20 protein-coding genes are annotated in these 20,970 nt (G+C 51.0%); 6 read left to right on the top strand and 14 right to left on the bottom strand.

What is annotated here, in order from left to right:
* Positions 1-6 precede the first annotated feature (6 nt).
* The 12 genes from atpD to asnC form a co-directional block, all read right to left on the bottom strand.
* On the bottom strand, positions 7-1,389 hold the full coding sequence (atpD, locus tag EQY_RS0107545; protein ID WP_000190506.1) for a F0F1 ATP synthase subunit beta: 1,383 nt from the start codon (positions 1,387-1,389) through the stop codon (positions 7-9).
* Positions 1,390-1,415: 26 nt separating this feature from the next.
* A complete protein-coding gene (atpG, locus tag EQY_RS0107540; protein ID WP_000896498.1) occupies positions 1,416-2,279 on the bottom strand; it encodes a F0F1 ATP synthase subunit gamma in 864 nt (287 codons plus the stop codon).
* A 50-nt stretch (positions 2,280-2,329) separates the two neighbouring features.
* Entirely contained in the window at positions 2,330-3,871 is a 1,542-nt protein-coding gene (gene atpA, locus EQY_RS0107535; protein WP_001176745.1) for a F0F1 ATP synthase subunit alpha, read from the bottom strand.
* Positions 3,872-3,883: 12 nt separating this feature from the next.
* Positions 3,884-4,417 (bottom strand): F0F1 ATP synthase subunit delta, encoded by a 534-nt coding sequence (gene atpH / locus EQY_RS0107530; RefSeq protein WP_001288587.1) that lies wholly within the window; start codon positions 4,415-4,417, stop codon positions 3,884-3,886.
* Positions 4,418-4,431: 14 nt separating this feature from the next.
* Positions 4,432-4,902 (bottom strand): F0F1 ATP synthase subunit B, encoded by a 471-nt coding sequence (gene atpF / locus EQY_RS0107525; RefSeq protein ID WP_001052219.1) that lies wholly within the window; start codon positions 4,900-4,902, stop codon positions 4,432-4,434.
* A 61-nt stretch (positions 4,903-4,963) separates the two neighbouring features.
* A complete protein-coding gene (gene atpE / locus EQY_RS0107520) occupies positions 4,964-5,203 on the bottom strand; it encodes a F0F1 ATP synthase subunit C (protein WP_000429386.1) in 240 nt (79 codons plus the stop codon).
* A 46-nt stretch (positions 5,204-5,249) separates the two neighbouring features.
* Positions 5,250-6,065: a F0F1 ATP synthase subunit A gene (gene atpB / locus EQY_RS0107515; protein WP_000135622.1), complete on the bottom strand. Its 816-nt coding sequence runs from the start codon at positions 6,063-6,065 to the stop codon at positions 5,250-5,252.
* 8 nt (positions 6,066-6,073) lie between these two features.
* On the bottom strand, positions 6,074-6,454 hold the full coding sequence (gene atpI / locus EQY_RS0107510; RefSeq protein WP_000116699.1) for a F0F1 ATP synthase subunit I: 381 nt from the start codon (positions 6,452-6,454) through the stop codon (positions 6,074-6,076).
* A 616-nt stretch (positions 6,455-7,070) separates the two neighbouring features.
* Positions 7,071-7,694 (bottom strand): 16S rRNA (guanine(527)-N(7))-methyltransferase RsmG, encoded by a 624-nt coding sequence (gene rsmG / locus EQY_RS0107505; protein ID WP_000932852.1) that lies wholly within the window; start codon positions 7,692-7,694, stop codon positions 7,071-7,073.
* Between the two features lie 63 nt (positions 7,695-7,757).
* Positions 7,758-9,647, bottom strand: coding sequence for a tRNA uridine-5-carboxymethylaminomethyl(34) synthesis enzyme MnmG (mnmG, locus tag EQY_RS0107500; protein WP_000499809.1), 1,890 nt, complete (start codon positions 9,645-9,647; stop codon positions 7,758-7,760).
* A gap of 378 nt (positions 9,648-10,025) precedes the next feature.
* Positions 10,026-10,469, bottom strand: a complete 444-nt coding sequence (gene mioC / locus EQY_RS0107495; RefSeq protein ID WP_000763727.1) for an FMN-binding protein MioC — start codon at positions 10,467-10,469, stop codon at positions 10,026-10,028.
* Between the two features lie 89 nt (positions 10,470-10,558).
* Entirely contained in the window at positions 10,559-11,017 is a 459-nt protein-coding gene (gene asnC, locus EQY_RS0107490; RefSeq protein WP_000432970.1) for a transcriptional regulator AsnC, read from the bottom strand.
* Between the two features lie 151 nt (positions 11,018-11,168).
* Between asnC and asnA the strand changes: the two genes are divergently transcribed.
* Complete coding sequence (gene asnA / locus EQY_RS0107485) at positions 11,169-12,161, top strand: aspartate--ammonia ligase (protein WP_000845136.1); 993 nt, start codon at positions 11,169-11,171, stop codon at positions 12,159-12,161.
* 4 nt (positions 12,162-12,165) lie between these two features.
* Here the strand turns inward: asnA and viaA are convergent, their stop codons facing one another.
* On the bottom strand, positions 12,166-13,617 hold the full coding sequence (viaA, locus tag EQY_RS0107480) for an ATPase RavA stimulator ViaA (RefSeq protein ID WP_000956601.1): 1,452 nt from the start codon (positions 13,615-13,617) through the stop codon (positions 12,166-12,168).
* Complete coding sequence (gene ravA, locus EQY_RS0107475) at positions 13,611-15,107, bottom strand: ATPase RavA (RefSeq protein ID WP_024212455.1); 1,497 nt, start codon at positions 15,105-15,107, stop codon at positions 13,611-13,613. The genes viaA and ravA overlap by 7 nt, the downstream gene beginning before the upstream one ends.
* A 222-nt stretch (positions 15,108-15,329) precedes the next feature.
* Between ravA and kup the strand changes: the two genes are divergently transcribed.
* The 5 genes from kup to rbsB all read left to right on the top strand — a co-directional run.
* Positions 15,330-17,198: a low affinity potassium transporter Kup gene (gene kup / locus EQY_RS0107470; RefSeq protein WP_000102310.1), complete on the top strand. Its 1,869-nt coding sequence runs from the start codon at positions 15,330-15,332 to the stop codon at positions 17,196-17,198.
* Between the two features lie 164 nt (positions 17,199-17,362).
* Positions 17,363-17,782, top strand: coding sequence for a D-ribose pyranase (rbsD, locus tag EQY_RS0107465; protein WP_024165202.1), 420 nt, complete (start codon positions 17,363-17,365; stop codon positions 17,780-17,782).
* A gap of 7 nt (positions 17,783-17,789) precedes the next feature.
* A complete protein-coding gene (gene rbsA / locus EQY_RS0107460) occupies positions 17,790-19,295 on the top strand; it encodes a ribose ABC transporter ATP-binding protein RbsA (RefSeq protein ID WP_000387776.1) in 1,506 nt (501 codons plus the stop codon).
* Between the two features lie 4 nt (positions 19,296-19,299).
* Positions 19,300-20,265, top strand: coding sequence for a ribose ABC transporter permease (rbsC, locus tag EQY_RS0107455; RefSeq protein ID WP_000211858.1), 966 nt, complete (start codon positions 19,300-19,302; stop codon positions 20,263-20,265).
* A gap of 24 nt (positions 20,266-20,289) precedes the next feature.
* Positions 20,290-20,970, top strand: a 681-nt coding sequence (rbsB, locus tag EQY_RS0107450; protein ID WP_001056272.1) for a ribose ABC transporter substrate-binding protein RbsB, incomplete at its 3' end; no start/stop codon positions are given.

The raw sequence follows: 20,970 nt of genomic DNA, 5'->3' as shown, positions 1-20,970 counted from the left end.
AAGGCGTTAAAGTTTTTTGGCTTTTTCCACTGCTTCTTCGATGGAACCGACCATGTAGAACGCCTGCTCCGGCAGGTGATCGTATTCGCCTTCCATGATGCCTTTAAAGCCACGGATGGTGTCTTTCAGGGAGACGTATTTACCCGGAGAACCGGTGAATACTTCTGCCACGAAGAACGGCTGGGACAGGAAACGCTGGATCTTACGAGCGCGCGCTACCACCAGTTTGTCTTCTTCAGACAGTTCATCCATACCCAGGATGGCGATGATGTCTTTCAGTTCCTGATAACGTTGCAGGATGGACTGAACGCCACGAGCGGTGTCGTAGTGTTCCTGACCAACTACCAGCGGATCCAGCTGACGGCTGGTGGAGTCCAGCGGGTCAACGGCCGGGTAGATACCCAGAGACGCGATCTGACGGCTCAGTACCACGGTTGCGTCAAGGTGAGCAAAGGTGGTTGCTGGGGATGGGTCAGTCAAGTCATCCGCAGGTACGTATACCGCCTGAACGGAGGTGATAGAACCGGTTTTGGTGGAGGTGATACGTTCCTGCAGAACACCCATCTCTTCCGCCAGGGTCGGCTGATAACCTACCGCTGAAGGCATACGACCCAGCAGTGCAGATACTTCCGTACCGGCCAGGGTGTAACGATAGATGTTGTCAACAAACAGCAGAACGTCACGACCTTCGTCACGGAATTTCTCAGCCATGGTCAGGCCGGTCAGAGCAACGCGCAGACGGTTTCCCGGCGGCTCGTTCATCTGGCCATACACCAGGGATACTTTGTCGATAACGTTGGAGTCGGTCATTTCGTGGTAGAAGTCGTTACCCTCACGAGTACGTTCACCTACGCCCGCAAACACAGAGTAACCGGAGTGCTCGATCGCGATGTTACGAATCAGCTCCATCATGTTTACGGTTTTACCTACACCCGCACCACCGAACAGACCAACTTTACCGCCCTTAGCGAACGGACACATCAGGTCGATAACTTTGATACCGGTTTCCAGCAGTTCCTGAGAGTTTGACAGCTCTTCGTAGGAAGGTGCTGCGCGGTGAATCGCCCAACGCTCTTCTTCACCGATCTCGCCTTTCATGTCGACCGGTTCGCCCAGTACGTTCATGATACGACCCAGAGTCGCTTTACCTACCGGGACTTCGATCGGGTGTTCGAGGTCTTTTACATCCAGACCGCGACGCAGACCGTCGGAGGAACCCATTGCGATGGTACGCACGATACCGCCGCCGAGCTGCTGCTGAACTTCCAGCACCAGACGCTCATTACCATTTTGCACCTCAAGAGCATCGTACACGCGCGGTACGGCATCCTGAGGGAATTCGACGTCAACTACGGCGCCGATTACCTGGACAATCTTTCCAGTAGCCATCTTAAATCCTCTACGAAATAACCTGTTTAAACCGCGGCGGCCCCCGAGACGATCTCGGTGAGTTCCTGAGTAATGCTGGCCTGACGAGCTTTGTTGTATACCAACTGCAGCTCTTTAATCAGGCTGCCGCCATTGTCGGTCGCGGCTTTCATCGCCACCATACGGGCGGCCTGCTCGCTGGCCAGGTTTTCAACCACGCCCTGATAAACCTGAGATTCGACATAACGACGCAGCAGGGTATCCAGCAACGCCTTCGGATCGGGTTCGTACAGGTAATCCCAGGATTTGTGTTTCAGATCATCATCATCTGACGCCGGTAACGGCAGCAGCTGGCTGATAGTCGGAACCTGAGACATGGTGTTAATAAATTTGTTGCTGACAATGTAAAGCTTGTCCAGACGGCCTTCATCGTAGGCCTGCAACATCACTTTTACCGGACCGATCAGTTCGGACAGGGAAGGGTTATCCCCCATGCCGGTGACCTGGGCAACAACATTGCCGCCCACGGAGTTGAAGAACGACACGCCTTTCGAGCCGATCATTGCGAGGTCGCATTGAACGCCTTTGTCGGTCCAGGTCTTCATTTCCGCCAGCAGTTTTTTGAACAGGTTAATGTTCAAACCACCGCACAAACCACGGTCGGTCGACACCACCAGGTAGCCCACGCGTTTAACGTCGCGGTCTTCCAGGTATGGGTGCTTATATTCCAGATTACCGTGTGCAAGGTGACCAATCACTTTGCGCATGGTTTCTGCATAAGGACGGCTGGCCGCCATGCGATCCTGCGATTTACGCATTTTGGAAGCGGCGACCATCTCCATCGCTTTAGTGATCTTTTGCGTGTTCTGGACGCTTGCGATCTTACTACGTATCTCTTTTGCGCCGGCCATGAGCTTCTCCTCAATGCCTTGCGGCCTGCCCTAAGGCAAGCCGCCAGACGTTACCAGGATTGGGTTGCTTTGAAGGAATCGAGGATGCCTTTCAGCTTGCCTTCGATTTCGTCGTTGTAGCCACCGGTCTGGTTGATCTCTTGCATCAACGGAGCGTGATCACGGTCGACGTAAGCCAGCAGAGCGGCTTCGAAGCTGCCGATTTTCGACAGTTCAACATCCGCCAGGTAACCACGTTCTGCTGCGAACAGAACCAGAGACTGTTGCGCTACGGACATCGGCGCATACTGTTTCTGTTTCAGCAGTTCGGTTACTTTCTGACCGTGGTCAAGCTGCTTACGTGTTGCATCGTCAAGGTCGGATGCAAACTGAGAGAACGCTGCAAGTTCACGATACTGTGCCAGAGCGGTACGGATACCACCGGACAGTTTTTTCATGATCTTGGTCTGTGCTGCACCACCAACACGGGATACGGAAATACCCGGGTTAACCGCAGGACGAATACCGGCGTTGAACAGGTTGGTTTCCAGGAAGATCTGACCATCGGTAATGGAGATTACGTTGGTCGGAACGAACGCAGAAACGTCACCCGCCTGAGTTTCGATAATCGGCAGCGCGGTCAGAGAACCGGTTTTCCCTTTCACTTCACCTTTGGTGAAGGCTTCAACGTATTCGGCGTTAACACGCGCAGCACGCTCCAGCAGACGAGAGTGGAGGTAGAATACGTCGCCCGGGAATGCTTCACGTCCTGGCGGACGACGGAGCAGCAGGGAGATCTGACGGTAAGCAACAGCCTGTTTAGACAGGTCATCGTAAATGATCAGCGCATCTTCGCCACGGTCACGGAAGTATTCGCCCATTGCACAACCGGCATACGGTGCCAGGTATTGCAGTGCTGCGGATTCAGACGCGGTTGCTACCACAACAATGGTGTTAGCCAGTGCGCCGTGCTCTTCCAGTTTACGTACCACGTTAGAAATGGTGGACGCTTTCTGGCCGATAGCGACATAGATACATTTGATACCGGAATCGCGCTGGTTGATGATCGCGTCGATTGCCAGTGCGGTTTTACCGGTCTGACGGTCACCGATGATCAATTCACGCTGACCACGGCCGATTGGGATCATGGAGTCAACGGCTTTATAACCAGTCTGTACAGGCTGATCTACGGACTGACGTTCGATAACGCCCGGAGCGATTGCTTCTACAGCAGAGAAGCCGTCGTGATCCAGCGGACCTTTACCGTCGATTGGCGCACCCAGGGTGTTAACCACACGACCCAGCAGGCCACGGCCAACCGGAACTTCCAGGATACGACCAGTACACTTAACTTTCATGCCTTCGGCAAGGTCAGCGTACGGACCCATAACTACCGCACCTACAGAGTCGCGCTCGAGGTTCAGTGCGATAGCGTAACGGTTACCCGGCAGGGAGATCATTTCACCCTGCATACAATCGGCCAGGCCGTGAATGCGGATAACACCGTCACTTACAGAAACAATAGTACCTTCGTTGTGAGCTTCACTCACAACATTGAACTGAGCAATGCGCTGCTTGATCAGTTCGCTGATTTCGGTGGAATTCAGTTGCATGCTCCAGTCCCCTTAAGACTGCAAGACGTCTGCAAGGCGCTCAAGACGACCGCGTACGCTGCCATCAATGACCATATCACCCGCTCGGATGATAACGCCTGCCATTACAGACTTATCGATTTTGCAATTCAGCTTAACTTTGCGTGACAGACGTTTTTCCATCGCAGCAGAAATTTTCGCGAGCTGTTGTTCACTCAGTGCGGCAGCGGAAATGACGTCTACCTCAGCGGTAGCCTCACTCACGGCACGCAGGTGAATAAACTGCTCCAGAACATCCGGGAGCGCGTTAAGACGACCATTTTCAGCCATAACCCGAATCAGGTTCTGACCGTTTTCGTCCAGTTGCTCACCACAAACTGCGATAAACGACTCGGCGAGCGTTTCTGGCGCCAGTGCGCCAGAGAGAAGCTCTGCCATCTGTTCGTTTTTGGTTACCTCGGCGGCAAACGCCAGCATGTCCTGCCAGCGTTCTACACTTTGGTGTTCGACGGCAAAGTCAAAAGCTGCTTTGGCGTAGGGGCGAGCTACCGTAATAAATTCAGACATCAGCCCCTCCCTCCTTACAGTTCAGCGACAAGTTTATCCACGATGTCGCTGTTAGCAGCTTCATCCACGGAACGTTCGATGATCTTCTCGGCGCCAGCAACAGCCAGGATAGCAACTTGCTTACGCAGCTCTTCACGGGCACGTTTACGCTCGGCTTCAATTTCCGCCTGCGCCTGAGCCACGATTTTAGTACGTTCCTGTTCTGCCTCAGCTTTCGCTTCGTCCAGAATCTGCGAGCGGCGTTTGTTCGCCTGCTCGATGATTACCTGGGCTTCCGCTTTCGCTTTTTTCAGCTGGTCGGTCGCGCTGGCCTTTGCAAGGTCAAGGTCCTTGTGTGCTCGTTCTGCGGAAGCAAGACCGTCAGCAATTTCTTTTTGACGTTTTTCGATGGCAGCCATTAATGGCGGCCATACGTACTTCATGCAGAACAGAACGAACAGGACAAACGCGATGGCCTGGCCGAGGATTGTTGCGTTAAGATTCACAGCACAATGCCTCTATTTAGTTAACGTTCTGATATTGCTCTTTAAATAAAAGCAACGCTTACTACGCGACAGCGAACATCACGTACAGACCCAGACCTACAGCGATCATCGGGATAGCATCCACCAGACCCATAACGATAAAGAACTGAGTACGCAGCAGAGGAATCAGATCAGGTTGACGCGCTGCGCCTTCCAGGAATTTACCCCCGAGGATGCCGATACCGATCGCAGCACCGATTGCCGCCAGACCCATCATCACAGCGGCAGCCATGTACAGCAGATCCATATTCAGGTTTTCCATGACAGTCTCCAGTTTGTTTCAGTTAAAACGTAGTAGTGTTGGTAAATTAATGTTCTTCAGACGCCATCGACAGATAGACGATCGTCAGAACCATGAAGATGAAGGCTTGCAGCGTAATGATCAGGATGTGGAAAATGGCCCACGGCACATTCAGGATCCACTGTGACCACCACGGCAACAGACCAGCAATCAGAATGAAAATCAGCTCACCGGCATACATGTTACCGAACAGTCGCAAACCGAGTGAAACTGGTTTGGACAGCAGGCTTACCCCTTCAAGGATTAAGTTGACAGGAATGAACGCCCAGTGATTGAACGGCTGCAGCGTCAACTCTTTCGTGAAGCCGCCGATGCCTTTCATTTTGATGCTGTAGAACAGAATCAGGATAAATACGCCCAGAGCCATCGACAGCGTCACGTTCACGTCAGCAGACGGAACTACACGCAGTGCCGGCAAACCGATCCAGTGTTCTGCGATATATGGCAGCAGATCGATAGGCAGTAAGTCCATCAGGTTCATCAGGAATACCCAAACGAAGATCGTCAGGGCCAGCGGTGCAATCAGCTTGCTTTTGCCATGGTACATGTCTTTCACGCTACCATTAACAAAGCCGATTACCAGCTCAATCGCGGTCTGAAACTTACCTGGTACGCCGCTGGTCGCCTTTTTGGCGACGCTACGGAACATAAGCAGGAACAACAGACCCAGCACCACCGAGAAGAACATGGAGTCAATATTGATTGTCCAGAAGGTGGCTGGGGGGTTTTGTGGATCCACCAGCGAGAATGTACGCAGGTCCAGCTGAAGGTTATTCAGGTGGTGTCCTATGTAATCCTGCGGCGTCATATTTTCTGAAGCCATGATGCCTTTTACCCTTTGTTGTTAATTACAGCCGGTGCCAGTATCTGAACCACCAGCACCAAAACCCACGTAACGATCAGCGGCAAGAATACCGCCTTTAAAACCGCCAACGCCACCACCAGTAACACCAACATCGCCAGAACTTTGAAAGCTTCGCCAAATGCGAATGTCCAGGCCACCCGGCCTTTCGCTGGTGTATGCGCCTGGTGACGCCAGGCAAATATCATAAACAAAACGTTAGGCAGAAAGACTGCCAGGCCTCCGCTTAATGCAGAGACGCCCCAGAAGGGGTCTTTGAGGCTGAATAGCAATCCACTTGCTATCACCACCAGTAACTGAACGAGCAGAAGCTTCCGAGCAACGTTTCGACTCACGAGCGACACAGACATCACGTTTTTCACTCCTGCTCCCTTCGAGGTATGCCGCGTGTCGTATAAAACTTTCTTTAAGGCTTAGAGTCAAGCATCAAAAAGCGGTCAAATTATACGGTGCGCCCCCGTGATTTCAAACAATAAGTAGCCAAAAGGTGAATAAATGTTTAAATATTTTTCCAGTGCATACAATTGCGACTTTTCTGCTAACCATGCCAGATCATGAAAAACTGTAAATAACGCGTAAACACTGGTGGTAAAGCGTGCTTCAGATCACAGATTGAGCATGTTCGCGCACAGCATATTTATTTACTTGGCAAATGATGCCATTGCAAGTTTCTGATATTTCAGTCTAAAAACAGATACTGTTTTCATAAATAGCATTTACACAACAAAAACCAGACATTGACATTCTTAATAAAATTTTAACAGCAAATTATGGTTCTTAGCGCCGATTTTTAGCAGACTGATATTTTCACCGATGACTTATTTTCTGCTTACCCAAAAAAGCCACGTTAGTTCATTGATGCGAAATGGTAAACGTGGCGTTAAATGTAACCAGTTATATCAGTAAAAAACCTGGTCGTTGTTAACAGTCAAACCGATAAATTTTTTATGATTTTTTTGATAAAAATTAAATTTTATTTGCTTTAATCACAACCAAATGGCGTTCGCCATCCAGAGCAGGAACCTGAAGTTTAACCACTGATTCAACCTGATATTCTGCGGGCAATAGGGCTATTTCATCTTCCGGCATTTGTCCTTTCAGCGCATAGAAACGGCCTTGCTCGCCAGGAAGATGATGACACCAGCTCACCATATCGTTCAGAGAGGCAAAAGCACGGCTAATTACACCATCAAACGGTGGCTCTGACGGAAACTCCTCTACCCTACTCTGTACCGGCTCAATGTTCTCAAGTTTCAATTCATGTTGAACCTGGCGCAGGAAACGCACGCGTTTACCGAGGCTATCCAGTAGTGTGAAGTGGGCGTCAGGGCGTACGATAGAGAGAGGAATGCCGGGCAGACCCGGGCCGGTGCCGACATCAATAAAACGTTCACCTTGCAGATAAGGTGCGACGACAATGCTGTCCAGAATATGGCGTACCAGCATCTCATTAGGATCGCGCACCGAAGTCAGGTTGTACGCCTTGTTCCATTTGTGCAGCATATTTACGTAGGCAATAAGCTGATTTTTCTGGTGATCGGTAAGCGAAATTCCTGCGTCTTTCAGCAGTGAGGAGAGTTTGTTGAGCACGGTGATTACCTGTTCTTGATACGTTGCCTGGTAAGCAGGTGCTTACCAGGCATTTTTAATGCGTTATGCGCTACGACGCAGCATACCCTGTTTTTTCAGCCATACCAGCAGAATGGATATAGCCGCAGGCGTGACGCCAGAAATACGCGAAGCCTGACCGATAGAGGCCGGTTTGTGATCGTTGAGTTTGGCGATCACTTCGTTAGAAAGACCGGATACCTGGCGGTAATCCAGCGTCGCAGGCAGCAAGGTATTCTCGTTACGCAGCTGCTTTTCGATCTCATCTTGCTGACGCGCAATATAACCTTCGTATTTAACCTGAATCTCAACCTGTTCCGCCGCCTGTTCGTCTGTCAACGCAGGGGCAAACGGCGTCAGCGTGGTTAATTTTTCATAAGTCATTTCCGGACGACGCAGCAGATCTTCACCACTGGCTTCACGGGAAAGCGGCGCAGTCAGGTGAGCATTCACTTCGGCTGCAGCTTCCGCCGACGGGGTTACCCAGGTCGATTTCAGACGCTGACGCTCACGCTCGATATTCTCAAGTTTCTCGTTAAAGCGCGCCCAACGTTCGTCATCCACCAGGCCCAGTTCACGACCGATTTCAGTCAAACGCAGATCTGCATTATCTTCGCGCAGCATCAGACGATATTCTGCGCGCGAGGTAAACATACGATACGGTTCTTTGGTTCCTAAAGTGCACAGGTCATCGACCAGTACGCCAAGGTAAGCCTGGGATCGCGCAGGCGCCCAGCCTTCTTTGTCGGCAGACAGTCGAGCGGCATTAAGACCGGCCAGCAAACCTTGTGCTGCCGCTTCTTCATAACCGGTAGTGCCATTAATTTGACCGGCAAAGAACAGACCCTGGATAAACTTGCTTTCCAGCGTCGGTTTCAGGTCACGTGGATCGAAGAAGTCATACTCAATGGCATAACCTGGACGCACGATCTTCGCATTTTCCATCCCCTGCATGGAGCGGACGATTTGCATCTGCACATCGAACGGCAGGCTGGTGGAGATGCCGTTCGGATAAATTTCGTTAGACGTCAGCCCTTCCGGTTCAAGGAAGATCTGATGCTGATTTCTGTCGGCGAAGCGCATGACTTTGTCTTCGATCGACGGACAGTAGCGTGGGCCAACACCTTCAATCACTCCGGCATACATTGGACTACGATCGAGGTTACTGCGGATCACGTCATGAGTTTTCTCGTTGGTATGGGTGATATAGCACGGCACCTGCTGTGGATGCTGCGCTGCGTTGCCCATAAACGAGAACACCGGCATTGGGTTATCGCCATGCTGTTGCGCCAGCACACTGAAATTGATGGTGCGGGCGTCAATACGCGGCGGCGTCCCTGTTTTCAGACGACCAACGCGCAGTGGCAGTTCACGCAAACGGCGAGAAAGCGGAATGGAAGGCGGATCTCCAGCACGACCACCGCTGTAATTATCCAGACCGATATGAATCTTGCCGTCAAGGAAAGTGCCTACAGTGAGCACGACAGCCTTAGCACGGAATTTCAACCCCATTTGGGTGACAGCACCGACCACGCGATCGTTTTCGACAATAAGATCCTCAACCGCCTGCTGGAAGATCATCAGGTTTGGTTGATTCTCAAGTGCAGTGCGTACCGCCTGACGGTACAGCACACGATCCGCCTGTGCTCGGGTTGCACGAACCGCCGGTCCTTTGCTGGCGTTTAGTATCCTAAACTGGATACCCGCCTGGTCGATCGCTTTTGCCATCAGACCGCCGAGTGCATCCACTTCTTTTACCAGATGTCCCTTCCCAATACCGCCGATTGCCGGGTTGCAGCTCATCTGTCCCAGAGTGTCGATATTGTGTGTCAAAAGCAGAGTCTGTTGACCCATACGCGCCGCAGCCATCGCGGCCTCGGTGCCTGCATGACCCCCGCCAATGATGATGACGTCAAAAGGATCCGGATAAAACATGGTGATTGCCTCGCATAACGCGGTATGAAAATGGATTGAAGCCCGGGCCGTGGATTCTACTCAACTTTGCCTGCTTGAGAAAGACCTGGGATCCTGGGTATTAAAAAGAAGATCTTTTTATTTAGAGATCTGTTCTATTGTGATCTCTTATTAGGATCGCACTGCCCTGTGGATAACAAGGATCCGACTTTTAAGATCAACAACCTGGAAAGGATCATTAACTGTGAATGATCGGTGATCCTGGACCGTATAAGCTGGGATCAGAATGAGGGGTTATGCACAACTCAAAAACTGAACAACAGTTGTTCTTTGGATAACTACCGGTTGATCCAAGCTTCCTGACAGAGTTATCCACAGTAGATCGCACGATCTGTATACTTATTTGAGTAAATTAATCCACGATCCCAGCCATTCTTCTGCCGGATCTTCCGGAATGTCGTGATCAAGGATGTTGATCTTCAGTGTTTCGCCCATCTGTTTCGCACCGGAATTTTTGAGTTCTGCCTCGAGTTTATCGATCGCACCACAAAAAGTGTCGTATTCACGACTGCCAATACCGATTGCGCCAAAGCGTACCGCAGAAAGATCGGGTTTTTGTTCCAGCAACGCTTCATAGAAAGGAGAAAGGTTGTCCGGAATATCTCCGGCACCGTGGGTAGAACTGATAATCAGCCAGATCCCGGAGGCAGATAAATCTTCTAACAACGGACCATGCAGCGTTTCGGTGGTAAAACCCGCCTCTTCCAGCTTTTCTGCCAGGTGTTCTGCTACATATTCGGCACCGCCCAGGGTGCTGCCGCTGATAAGAGTGATATCTGCCATAAACCGCCACCTTTATTAAGAGTGGCGTATTGTACGCTGTGAACGCGCTGGGATCTACCTGTGGAAAAGTATGGGATTAAAAAAGCTGATCATGGCTTGATGGTACGCATGATCGGGTTCTGCAGGACGATCAGTGTTTCGGTGGACTGAATTTCATCAATTGTTTGGATCTTGTTGATAAGTACATGCTGGAGAGCATCGATCGAACGGCACATCACTTTTATAAAGATGCTGTAGTGGCCGGTTGTGTAATAGGCTTCAGTAACTTCATCAAGGCTTTCCAGCTTTGCCAGCGCGGAAGGGTAGTCTTTGGCGCTCTTTAATATAATGCCGATAAAGCAGCCTACGTCATAACCAAGCTGCTTCGGGCTGACGTCGATACGCGCACCGGTAATGATCCCCGCCTGCTTCATTTTCTCTACACGAACGTGAATCGTCCCCGGGCTGACGCCAAATTGTTTCGCCAGTTCAGCGTAAGCGGTGCGCGCATTGCCCATTAATGCTTCCAGGATGCCACGGTCCAGATTGTCGATCAGATAATTTTCCATAGGATTTTCTTATTCATATTGATGATTCATTCTATTTTAGTCTTCTTTTTTAATGAATCAAAAGTGGGTAAGGCTTTTTATTGAATGATTATTGCATGTGTGCTGGTTTTTGTTGCTTAATCATACGCAACAGGACGCAGGAGTATAAAAAATGAAAACCGCTTACATTGCCAAACAACGTCAAATTAGCTTCGTGAAATCTCACTTTTCTCGTCAACTGGAAGAACGCTTAGGGCTGATTGAAGTCCAGGCGCCAATCCTTAGTCGTGTGGGGGATGGCACGCAGGATAACTTGTCGGGCTGTGAAAAAGCGGTACAGGTAAAAGTGAAAGCTCTGCCTGATGCCCAGTTCGAAGTGGTTCATTCACTGGCGAAGTGGAAACGTCAGACGTTAGGGCAACACGACTTCAGCGTGGGCGAAGGGCTGTACACGCACATGAAAGCCCTTCGCCCCGATGAAGACCGTCTTTCTCCGTTGCACTCGGTCTATGTAGACCAGTGGGACTGGGAACGCGTAATGGGCGACGGCGAGCGTCAATTCTCGACTCTGAAAAGCACGGTAGAGGCGATCTGGGCGGGAATTAAAGCAACCGAAGCTGCGGTTAGCGAAGAGTTTGGCCTGGCACCGTTCCTGCCGGATCAGATCCACTTCGTACACAGCCAGGAATTACTGTCTCGTTATCCGGATCTCGATGCCAAAGGGCGTGAGCGGGCGATTGCGAAAGATCTTGGCGCGGTATTCCTTGTCGGGATTGGCGGCAAGTTGAGTGATGGTCATCGTCATGACGTGCGCGCACCGGATTATGATGACTGGAGCACCCCGTCAGAGCTGGGCCATGCGGGTCTGAACGGCGATATTCTGGTGTGGAACCCGGTACTGGAAGATGCGTTTGAGCTTTCTTCCATGGGGATCCGCGTGGATGCTGACACGCTGAAGCACCAACTGGCGCTAACTGGTGATGAAGATCGTTTGCAACTAGAGTGGCATCAGGCGCTGCTGCGCGGTGAAATGCCGCAGACTATCGGCGGCGGTATCGGCCAGTCTCGTTTGACCATGCTACTGCTGCAACTGCCGCATATCGGCCAGGTTCAGTGTGGCGTTTGGCCTGCGGCAGTTCGTGAGAGCGTCCCTTCTCTGCTGTAATAATTTATCGCCGCCAGCGTCTGAGCAGGCGGCTTCGCATCCCGGTATCAAAACGCCAGATATGATCGAAAATGCGCATGATGCCGGGTTTGCCGTGTGCCGACATCGCCACGGCATGAAAGCGATGCTGATGTACCCGCTGCAACTCTTTCACTTTACTCGTCACGTCATCAGGCAACCGCTGGGCGATAAAATCAGAAATCACCACCGCATCGGCGTCAAACCATTCCCGGCTTTGCAAGCGTTCCATAATGGCGCGAAAACAACTGGCAAGATCGGTGCCGCCACGAAACTGCTGGCTTAAAAAGCGAATCGCTTGTTCGATGCCTTGTGAGCCTGAAAGCTCATAACGGACAATCTCGGTGGAAAATAACATAATAAAGCAGCGCCGGTTTTCAGCGAGGGCAATGCGCATCAATGCCAGGCAGAATGCTTTCGCACACTGTTCATTAAAGCCGCCCATTGAGCCGGAAGTATCCACGCAGACAATAAACGGCCCGCGCGGCTGTTCGTCGTAATCTTTATGTACCACCGGGCGTTCGATCACTTTTTCACGCCACGATTCACCGTGCAGACGATAGGTAAGCAACTGCTTTTCCACCAGCCGACGGTAAAACTCATACTCCAGTTCAGTTATCCCAAGCGTAGCCAGTTCCGGCGGCAGAAGGCGTAAAATATCATCGCTTTGTTGCAGACCATCAACCTGCTCAGGAACGGTCGCCGGTTCGCGCACCATAGTGCGGAAGGTTTCCATCTGCGCATCGTTGCGTGGTATCGATTTGGCTTCCCGCGAACGCCCGAGCTGTTCCGCCAGGCGCTTCAGTTCCGGCTGTTCGTTAAGAAATTCACCGTATTTTACAATTAACTGATAGTCGCCGCGTTTAAGCTGACCGGCGCTCATATCCCACAGACGACCGGCTGCGGTGTTGTTTTCTGCCAGAATCGGTTCAAGCTGCCCACTTAGCGTCATGCGTTCCTGAACTTCACTCAACAGTTGTTCGCGTTCTTCTTCTAATAACTGTTGATTTAACGTCGTCGCTTGCACTATCAGACTTAAGCGCCAACGCTGGAGAAAAAGCGTGTGTAATGCCGGAGTGATCGTGCCGTTGGCATCAACCAACTGCTGGGCTTGTTCGGCCCACGGGGAATTCAGTCGATGCAGTAAGTCCAGTATCTGCGGTAGTTGCACAATAAATTGCGGCGTGGAAAGAAGCTGGCTTTGCTGATAGCACATGACCTCTTCCGTGAGCTCCTGCGGGACTCGGGCATCTTTCAGCCGACTGCGCAGCGCCTCACGCCAGCGGGGAATATCATCAGTGATTGCCGCCTTCAGTCGTGGGAATTTTTCAAAGAAGACAGCCAACTGCGGTGAGGCCAACAGAGCGATGATCATCTCTTCGATCAATCCCTCTTCGCTGACGGCCAGCATCACATTGAGCGTATCCAGTGTTAGCATTGTTGCGCCTGGCGAATCTGGGTGCCGACATCCTGTAGGCTGGCTTCAATGCGACCTAACCAGTCGCTATGGATAAACAGACATTTTTGCTGTTCGCTGAATAAGGCGTGTTGCTTGCGCCAGTCGCTTTCAAGCTCTTCCAGTTGTTGTTTTATTTCACTAGGCAGACCTTCAGCCGATGAACCGGGAAGCGCCAGCGTACTGCCTTGTAAACTCACATCGCGTACAACCAGATGTTGGGCGCTATCAACTTCCAGATTCAGTTTCTGGGCAAAGCCGATACCGTTCAGTTTGCCGCGAATTTCACCACCTTTACTCAGCCACTGTTCCAGTGCGCTACGCTCAAAAGCGATATGAACAACTTCCATATCATGCAATTTTAATGGTTTTTGCAGCAACAGAGTCAGCGTGGAAGCAGCAACGTCGGCAGGAAGTTGATACTGTGGGCGACGGCTGAACATGCCACCCTGACGAATCACCGTAAAGGCCGTTTTATCGCTTTGTTGCTGCTGGAGTTGCAGGCGACGCTGCACAATTGCACTCAGTTGCGTCAGCATTTCCTGTTGCTGCCACGCATGACTGGTCATCAATACGTCAATTTGTTGTTGAATTAAATTCAGACTTTGGGCGTCGTACCACAGGCAATCTTTCAGCAAGATGAGATCAATCGGGACAACCACGCTGCGACCGCTAAAAAAGGCGCTGGCCTGCAATAAGCGGATCGCTTTTTTCCAGCGACGGTCGGAGACATAAGGCGCATCCGGTAATTTATCCAGTTGCTGGCGCAGCATAAAAATCAGCTCAAATACATGATCGGGCAGCGTAATTTCACCAATCTCTTTCTGCCAGCGTTCGTATTCTTCATCCGTGACCTGTAAGGATGGTGGAACGGGATTGTCGTTTTCATCCTGTTGGCTGGTCAGCATGGAGCGAAAATTCGTTTTATCCTGCACTTTATCTAACCACAGACGAATCAGCATACGGTCATATAACGCTTCCAGGCTGCTGTCTGCTTCTGGCAGTTCGTTGGAGGCCGCCACCAGCAGGCGCATAGGGATTTTTTCAACATGTGCGCCGTTGCGGAAGTGGCGTTCATTAATAGCGGTTAGTAGGGTATTAAGAATCGCTGGCCCGGCTTTCCAGATCTCATCAAGAAAGACGATTTCTGCTTCCGGCAGGTAGCCGCTGGTTAAACGCTCATAGCGGCCTTCATCTTTTAACGCCTGAATAGAAAGGGGGCCAAAAACTTCTTCCGGTGTGGAGAAGCGGGTCATCAGATATTCAAACGCGCGCGCATTCTGGAAGGCGAATTTTAAACGCCGGGCGATTAAACTTTTAGCAATACCTGGTGGGCCAAGCAGGAATACGCTTTCACCACTTAATGCCGCTAACAAACACAGGCGGATGGCGTGGCTACGTTCATAAAGCCCTTTTTCAAGCGAACTGCTTAGACGGGAAATTCTTTCCGCTAATAAATGAGGGTGAGCCATAATGAAGTGGCGTCCTTTCGTCAAAAGTTCTGCGTAAACTGCGAGTATAGACGTTTCTTGCTGGTGGCAAAAATAGTCTCAAAGGAGGGCTATTTTTCTTTGAGCCAGGTTAATGTGGTCGCATTTAGGAGTACGATTTTGCCGTTAATCGTGCATACTGTGCGCTTTTTTGTGGGCCAAGGGACTACGCACACATTTCATATTTCAACGAAAGACTAGTCTATGAGCACTGATAATAAGCAATCGTTGCCCGCGATTACCCTCGCGGCGATTGGAGTTGTCTACGGCGATATTGGTACCAGCCCGTTATATACACTTCGTGAATGTTTGTCCGGCCAGTTTGGTTTTGGCGTTGAACGCGATGCTGTGTTTGGCTTTTTATCGCTGATCTTCTGGCTGCTAATCTTTGTGGTTTCCATTAAATATCTCACCTTCGTGATGCGGGCAGATAACGCCGGGGAAGGGGGCATACTGACATTGATGTCGCTTGCCGGGCGTAATACGTCGGCGCGAACGACATCAATGCTGGTGATTATGGGGCTAATCGGCGGCAGTTTCTTCTATGGTGAAGTTGTCATAACACCCGCTATTTCGGTGATGTCAGCCATTGAAGGTCTGGAAATCGTCGCCCCTCAGCTGGATACCTGGATAGTTCCCCTCTCAATCATCGTTCTCACTTTACTGTTTATGATTCAAAAGCATGGCACTGCCATGGTCGGTAAGTTGTTTGCGCCGATTATGCTGACCTGGTTTTTGATTCTGGCGGGGCTGGGGTTACGTAGCATTATTGCCAACCCTGAAGTGTTACATGCTTTAAATCCAATGTGGGCGGTGCATTTCTTCCTTGAATATAAAACCGTTTCCTTTATTGCGTTAGGCGCGGTGGTGCTGTCGATTACCGGTGTCGAGGCGCTGTATGCCGATATGGGGCACTTTGGTAAGTTCCCTATTCGCCTGGCGTGGTTCACCGTCGTATTGCCGTCTTTGACCCTTAACTACTTTGGGCAGGGGGCGCTGCTGTTAAAACACCCGGAAGCGATTAAGAACCCGTTCTTCCTGTTGGCTCCGGACTGGGCGCTGATCCCGCTACTGATCATCGCCGCACTGGCAACGGTGATTGCCTCGCAGGCGGTTATTTCTGGTGTTTTCTCATTGACGCGTCAGGCGGTACGTCTGGGATACTTGTCGCCGATGCGCATTATTCACACCTCTGAAATGGAGTCAGGGCAAATCTACATTCCGTTTGTGAACTGGATGCTCTATGTCGCAGTCGTGATTGTCATTGTCAGCTTTGAGCACTCCAGCAACCTGGCGGCGGCGTATGGAATTGCGGTGACCGGAACGATGGTGCTGACGTCTATTCTTTCAACCACCGTGGCGCGTCAGAACTGGCACTGGAATAAGTATTTTGTTGCGCTGATTTTGATTGCTTTCCTTTGTGTCGATATCCCTCTGTTTACCGCTAACCTCGATAAACTGCTTTCCGGCGGCTGGTTGCCTCTGAGCCTCGGCACGGTGATGTTTATCGTGATGACGACCTGGAAGAGCGAGCGTTTCCGCCTGCTGCGTCGGATGCACGAACATGGTAACTCTCTGGAAGCAATGATTGCTTCACTGGAGAAATCACCGCCTGTTCGCGTTCCCGGAACCGCTGTGTATATGTCGCGTGCAATTAATGTCATTCCCTTTGCGCTGATGCATAACCTTAAACATAACAAGGTGTTGCATGAGCGGGTTATTCTGTTAACTCTGCGTACTGAAGACGCGCCATATGTCCATAACGTCCGTCGGGTACAGATTGAACAATTGTCGCCCACTTTCTGGCGGGTGGTGGCAAGTTATGGTTGGCGAGAAACGCCAAACGTGGAAGAAGTTTTCCACCGCTGCGGTCTGGAAGGATTAAGTTGCCGGATGATGGAAACCTCCTTCTTTATGTCGCATGAATCACTGATCCTTGGCAAACGCCCGTGGTATTTGCGTCTGCGCGGCAAGCTGTACTTGCTGTTGCAACGTAATGCGCTGCGCGCGCCGGATCAGTTTGAAATCCCACCAAACCGGGTTATCGAATTGGGTACTCAGGTCGAAATCTAACGCCAGACGCCTCCTTTCTCCATAAGGGGGCGTTTTTTTTCATGGTTACTCACGATGTAAAACGTTTCGATGTTGATCACATTTCAGTAACGTCGTGATGGTTTTCCTTAATCAGTCAGGATTAAACTGCGGGTCAGCGAAACGTTTCGCTGATGGAGAAAAAAATGAAAAAAGGCACCGTTCTTAATTCTGATATTTCGTCGGTGATCTCCCGTCTGGGACATACCGATACGCTGGTGGTGTGTGATGCTGGTTTACCCATCCCCAAAAGTACAACGCGTATCGATATGGCATTAACCCAGGGTGTACCTTCTTTTATGCAGGTGCTGGGCGTCGTCACAAGTGAAATGCAGGTCGAGGCAGCCATTATCGCGGAAGAGATCAAACAACATAATCCGCAACTCCACGAAACGTTGCTCACTCACCTTGAGCAGCTGCAAAAACACCAGGGAAACACTATTGAAATTCGTTACACCACGCATGAACAATTCAAACAACAAACCGCAGAAAGTCAGGCGGTAATTCGCAGCGGAGAATGTTCTCCGTATGCGAATATCATTCTCTGTGCTGGCGTGACGTTCTGAGGCCGCCATGGAAGCATTACTACAGCTTAAAGGTATCGATAAAGCGTTTCCGGGCGTAAAAGCTCTCTCGGGAGCCGCGTTAAATGTCTATCCAGGTCGTGTGATGGCGCTGGTAGGCGAAAATGGTGCGGGTAAATCCACCATGATGAAAGTGCTGACCGGTATCTATACCCGTGATGCTGGTACGCTTTTATGGTTGGGTAAAGAGACTACTTTTACCGGGCCGAAATCCTCCCAGGAAGCCGGGATTGGGATTATCCACCAGGAACTGAACCTGATCCCGCAGTTGACCATCGCAGAAAACATTTTCCTCGGTCGTGAGTTTGTAAATCGCTTTGGCAAAATTGACTGGAAAACCATGTATGCCGAAGCGGATAAACTCTTAGCCAAACTTAACCTGCGGTTTAAAAGCGACAAGCTGGTGGGCGATCTTTCTATTGGCGACCAGCAGATGGTGGAAATTGCCAAAGTGCTGAGCTTTGAGTCGAAAGTCATCATTATGGATGAACCGACCGATGCGCTGACCGATACCGAAACAGAATCCCTGTTCCGCGTTATCCGCGAACTGAAATCGCAGGGGCGCGGCATTGTCTATATTTCCCACCGTATGAAAGAAATCTTCGAGATTTGCGATGACGTTACCGTTTTTCGTGACGGGCAATTTATTGCCGAGCGCGAAGTAGCGTCACTGACTGAAGATTCGCTGATTGAGATGATGGTGGGACGTAAGCTGGAAGATCAGTATCCACACCTGGACAAAGCGCCGGGAGACGTCTTACTGAAAGTCGATAATCTCTGCGGACCTGGCGTTAACGATGTCTCTTTTGCTTTACGCAAAGGCGAAATTCTTGGCGTCTCTGGTTTGATGGGCGCAGGTCGTACCGAACTGATGAAAGTGCTCTATGGCGCCCTGCCGCGCACCAGCGGTTACGTCACCCTGGATGGGCATGAGGTTGTTACCCGTTCGCCGCAGGATGGCCTGGCAAACGGCATTGTGTATATCTCTGAAGACCGTAAACGCGACGGTTTAGTGTTGGGCATGTCAGTAAAAGAGAACATGTCACTGACCGCGCTACGCTACTTCAGTCGCACAGGTGGTAGCCTGAAACATGCGGATGAGCAGCAGGCGGTCAGTGATTTTATCCGTCTGTTCAACGTCAAGACGCCGTCGATGGAACAGGCAATTGGCCTGCTTTCTGGGGGAAATCAGCAAAAAGTGGCGATTGCCCGTGGCCTGATGACGCGTCCTAAAGTGTTGATCCTTGATGAGCCTACCCGTGGCGTAGATGTCGGCGCGAAAAAAGAGATCTATCAACTGATTAACCAGTTCAAAGCCGATGGTTTGAGCATCATTCTGGTGTCATCGGAAATGCCAGAAGTATTAGGCATGAGCGATCGCATTATCGTCATGCATGAAGGGCATCTCAGCGGGGAATTTACTCGAGAGCAGGCCACTCAGGAAGTGTTAATGGCTGCCGCTGTGGGCAAGCTTAATCGCGTGAATCAGGAGTAAAAAAATGACAACCCAGACTGTCTCTGGTCGCCGTTATTTCACGAAAGCGTGGCTGATGGAACAGAAATCGCTTATCGCTCTGCTGGTGCTGATCGCGATTGTCTCGACGTTAAGTCCGAACTTTTTCACCATCAATAACTTATTCAATATTCTCCAGCAAACCTCGGTGAACGCCATTATGGCGGTCGGGATGACGCTGGTTATCCTGACGTCAGGCATCGACCTGTCGGTCGGTTCTCTGTTGGCGCTGACTGGTGCAGTTGCTGCATCTATCGTCGGCATTGAAGTCAACGCGCTGGTGGCTGTCGCTGCCGCTCTCGCGTTAGGTGCGGCAATTGGCGCGGTAACCGGGGTGATTGTGGCGAAAGGTCGCGTCCAGGCGTTCATCGCTACGCTGGTTATGATGCTTTTACTGCGCGGCGTGACCATGGTTTACACCAACGGTAGTCCGGTGAATACCGGATTTACTGAGAACGCCGATCTGTTCGGCTGGTTTGGTATTGGTCGTCCGCTGGGTGTTCCGACGCCAGTCTGGATCATGGGGATTGTTTTCCTCGCGGCCTGGTACATGCTGCATCACACGCGTCTGGGACGTTACATCTACGCGCTGGGTGGTAACGAAGCAGCAACGCGCCTTTCTGGTATCAACGTCAATAAAATCAAAATCATCGTCTATTCTCTTTGTGGTCTGCTGGCATCGCTGGCCGGGATCATTGAAGTGGCGCGCCTCTCCTCCGCGCAACCTACTGCGGGGACTGGCTATGAGCTGGATGCTATTGCTGCGGTGGTTCTGGGCGGTACGAGCCTGGCGGGCGGAAAAGGTCGCATTGTTGGGACGTTGATCGGCGCATTAATTCTTGGCTTCCTTAATAATGGGTTGAATTTGTTAGGTGTTTCCTCTTATTACCAGATGATCGTCAAAGCGGTGGTGATTTTGCTGGCGGTGCTGGTAGACAACAAAAAACAGTAATAACGACTACAGGACATCTTGAATATGAACATGAAAAAACTGGCTACCCTGGTTTCCGCTGTTGCGCTAAGCGCCACCGTCAGTGCGAATGCGATGGCAAAAGACACCATCGCGCTGGTGGTTTCTACACTTAACAACCCGTTCTTTGTATCGCTGAAAGATGGCGCGCAGAAAGAGGCGGATAAACTTGGCTATAACCTGGTGGTGCTGGACTCCCAGAACAACCCGGCGAAAGAGCTGGCAAACGTGCAGGACTTAACCGTTCGCGGCACCAAAATTCTGCTGATTAACCCGACGGACTCCGACGCAGTGGGTAATGCTGTGAAGATGGCTAACCAGGCGAACATCCCGGTTATCACTCTTGACCGCCAGGCAACGAAAGGTGAAGTGGTTAGCCACATTGCTTCTGATAACGTACTGGGAGGCAAAATTGCGGGTGATTACATCGCGAAGAAAGCTGGCGAAGGTGCAAAAGTTATCGAACTGCAAGGCATTGCCGGTACATCCGCTGCTCGTGAACGTGGTGAAGGCTTCCAGCAGGCCGTTGCTGCTCACAAGTTTAACGTTCTCGCTAGCCAGCCGGCAGACTTCGATCGCACCAAAGGTTTGAACGTCATGCAGAACCTGCTGACCGCTCACCCGGATGTGCAGGCTGTGTTCGCGCAGAATGATGAAATGGCGCTGGGCGCACTGCGCGCGCTGCAA

The organism is Escherichia sp. TW14182 (genome assembly GCF_000208525.1).
In the GTDB taxonomy this organism is placed as follows: Bacteria; Pseudomonadota; Gammaproteobacteria; order Enterobacterales; family Enterobacteriaceae; genus Escherichia; species Escherichia ruysiae.
The sequence above is the reverse complement of the archived record's forward strand: the minus strand, read 5'-3'. Positions and strand labels throughout refer to the sequence as shown.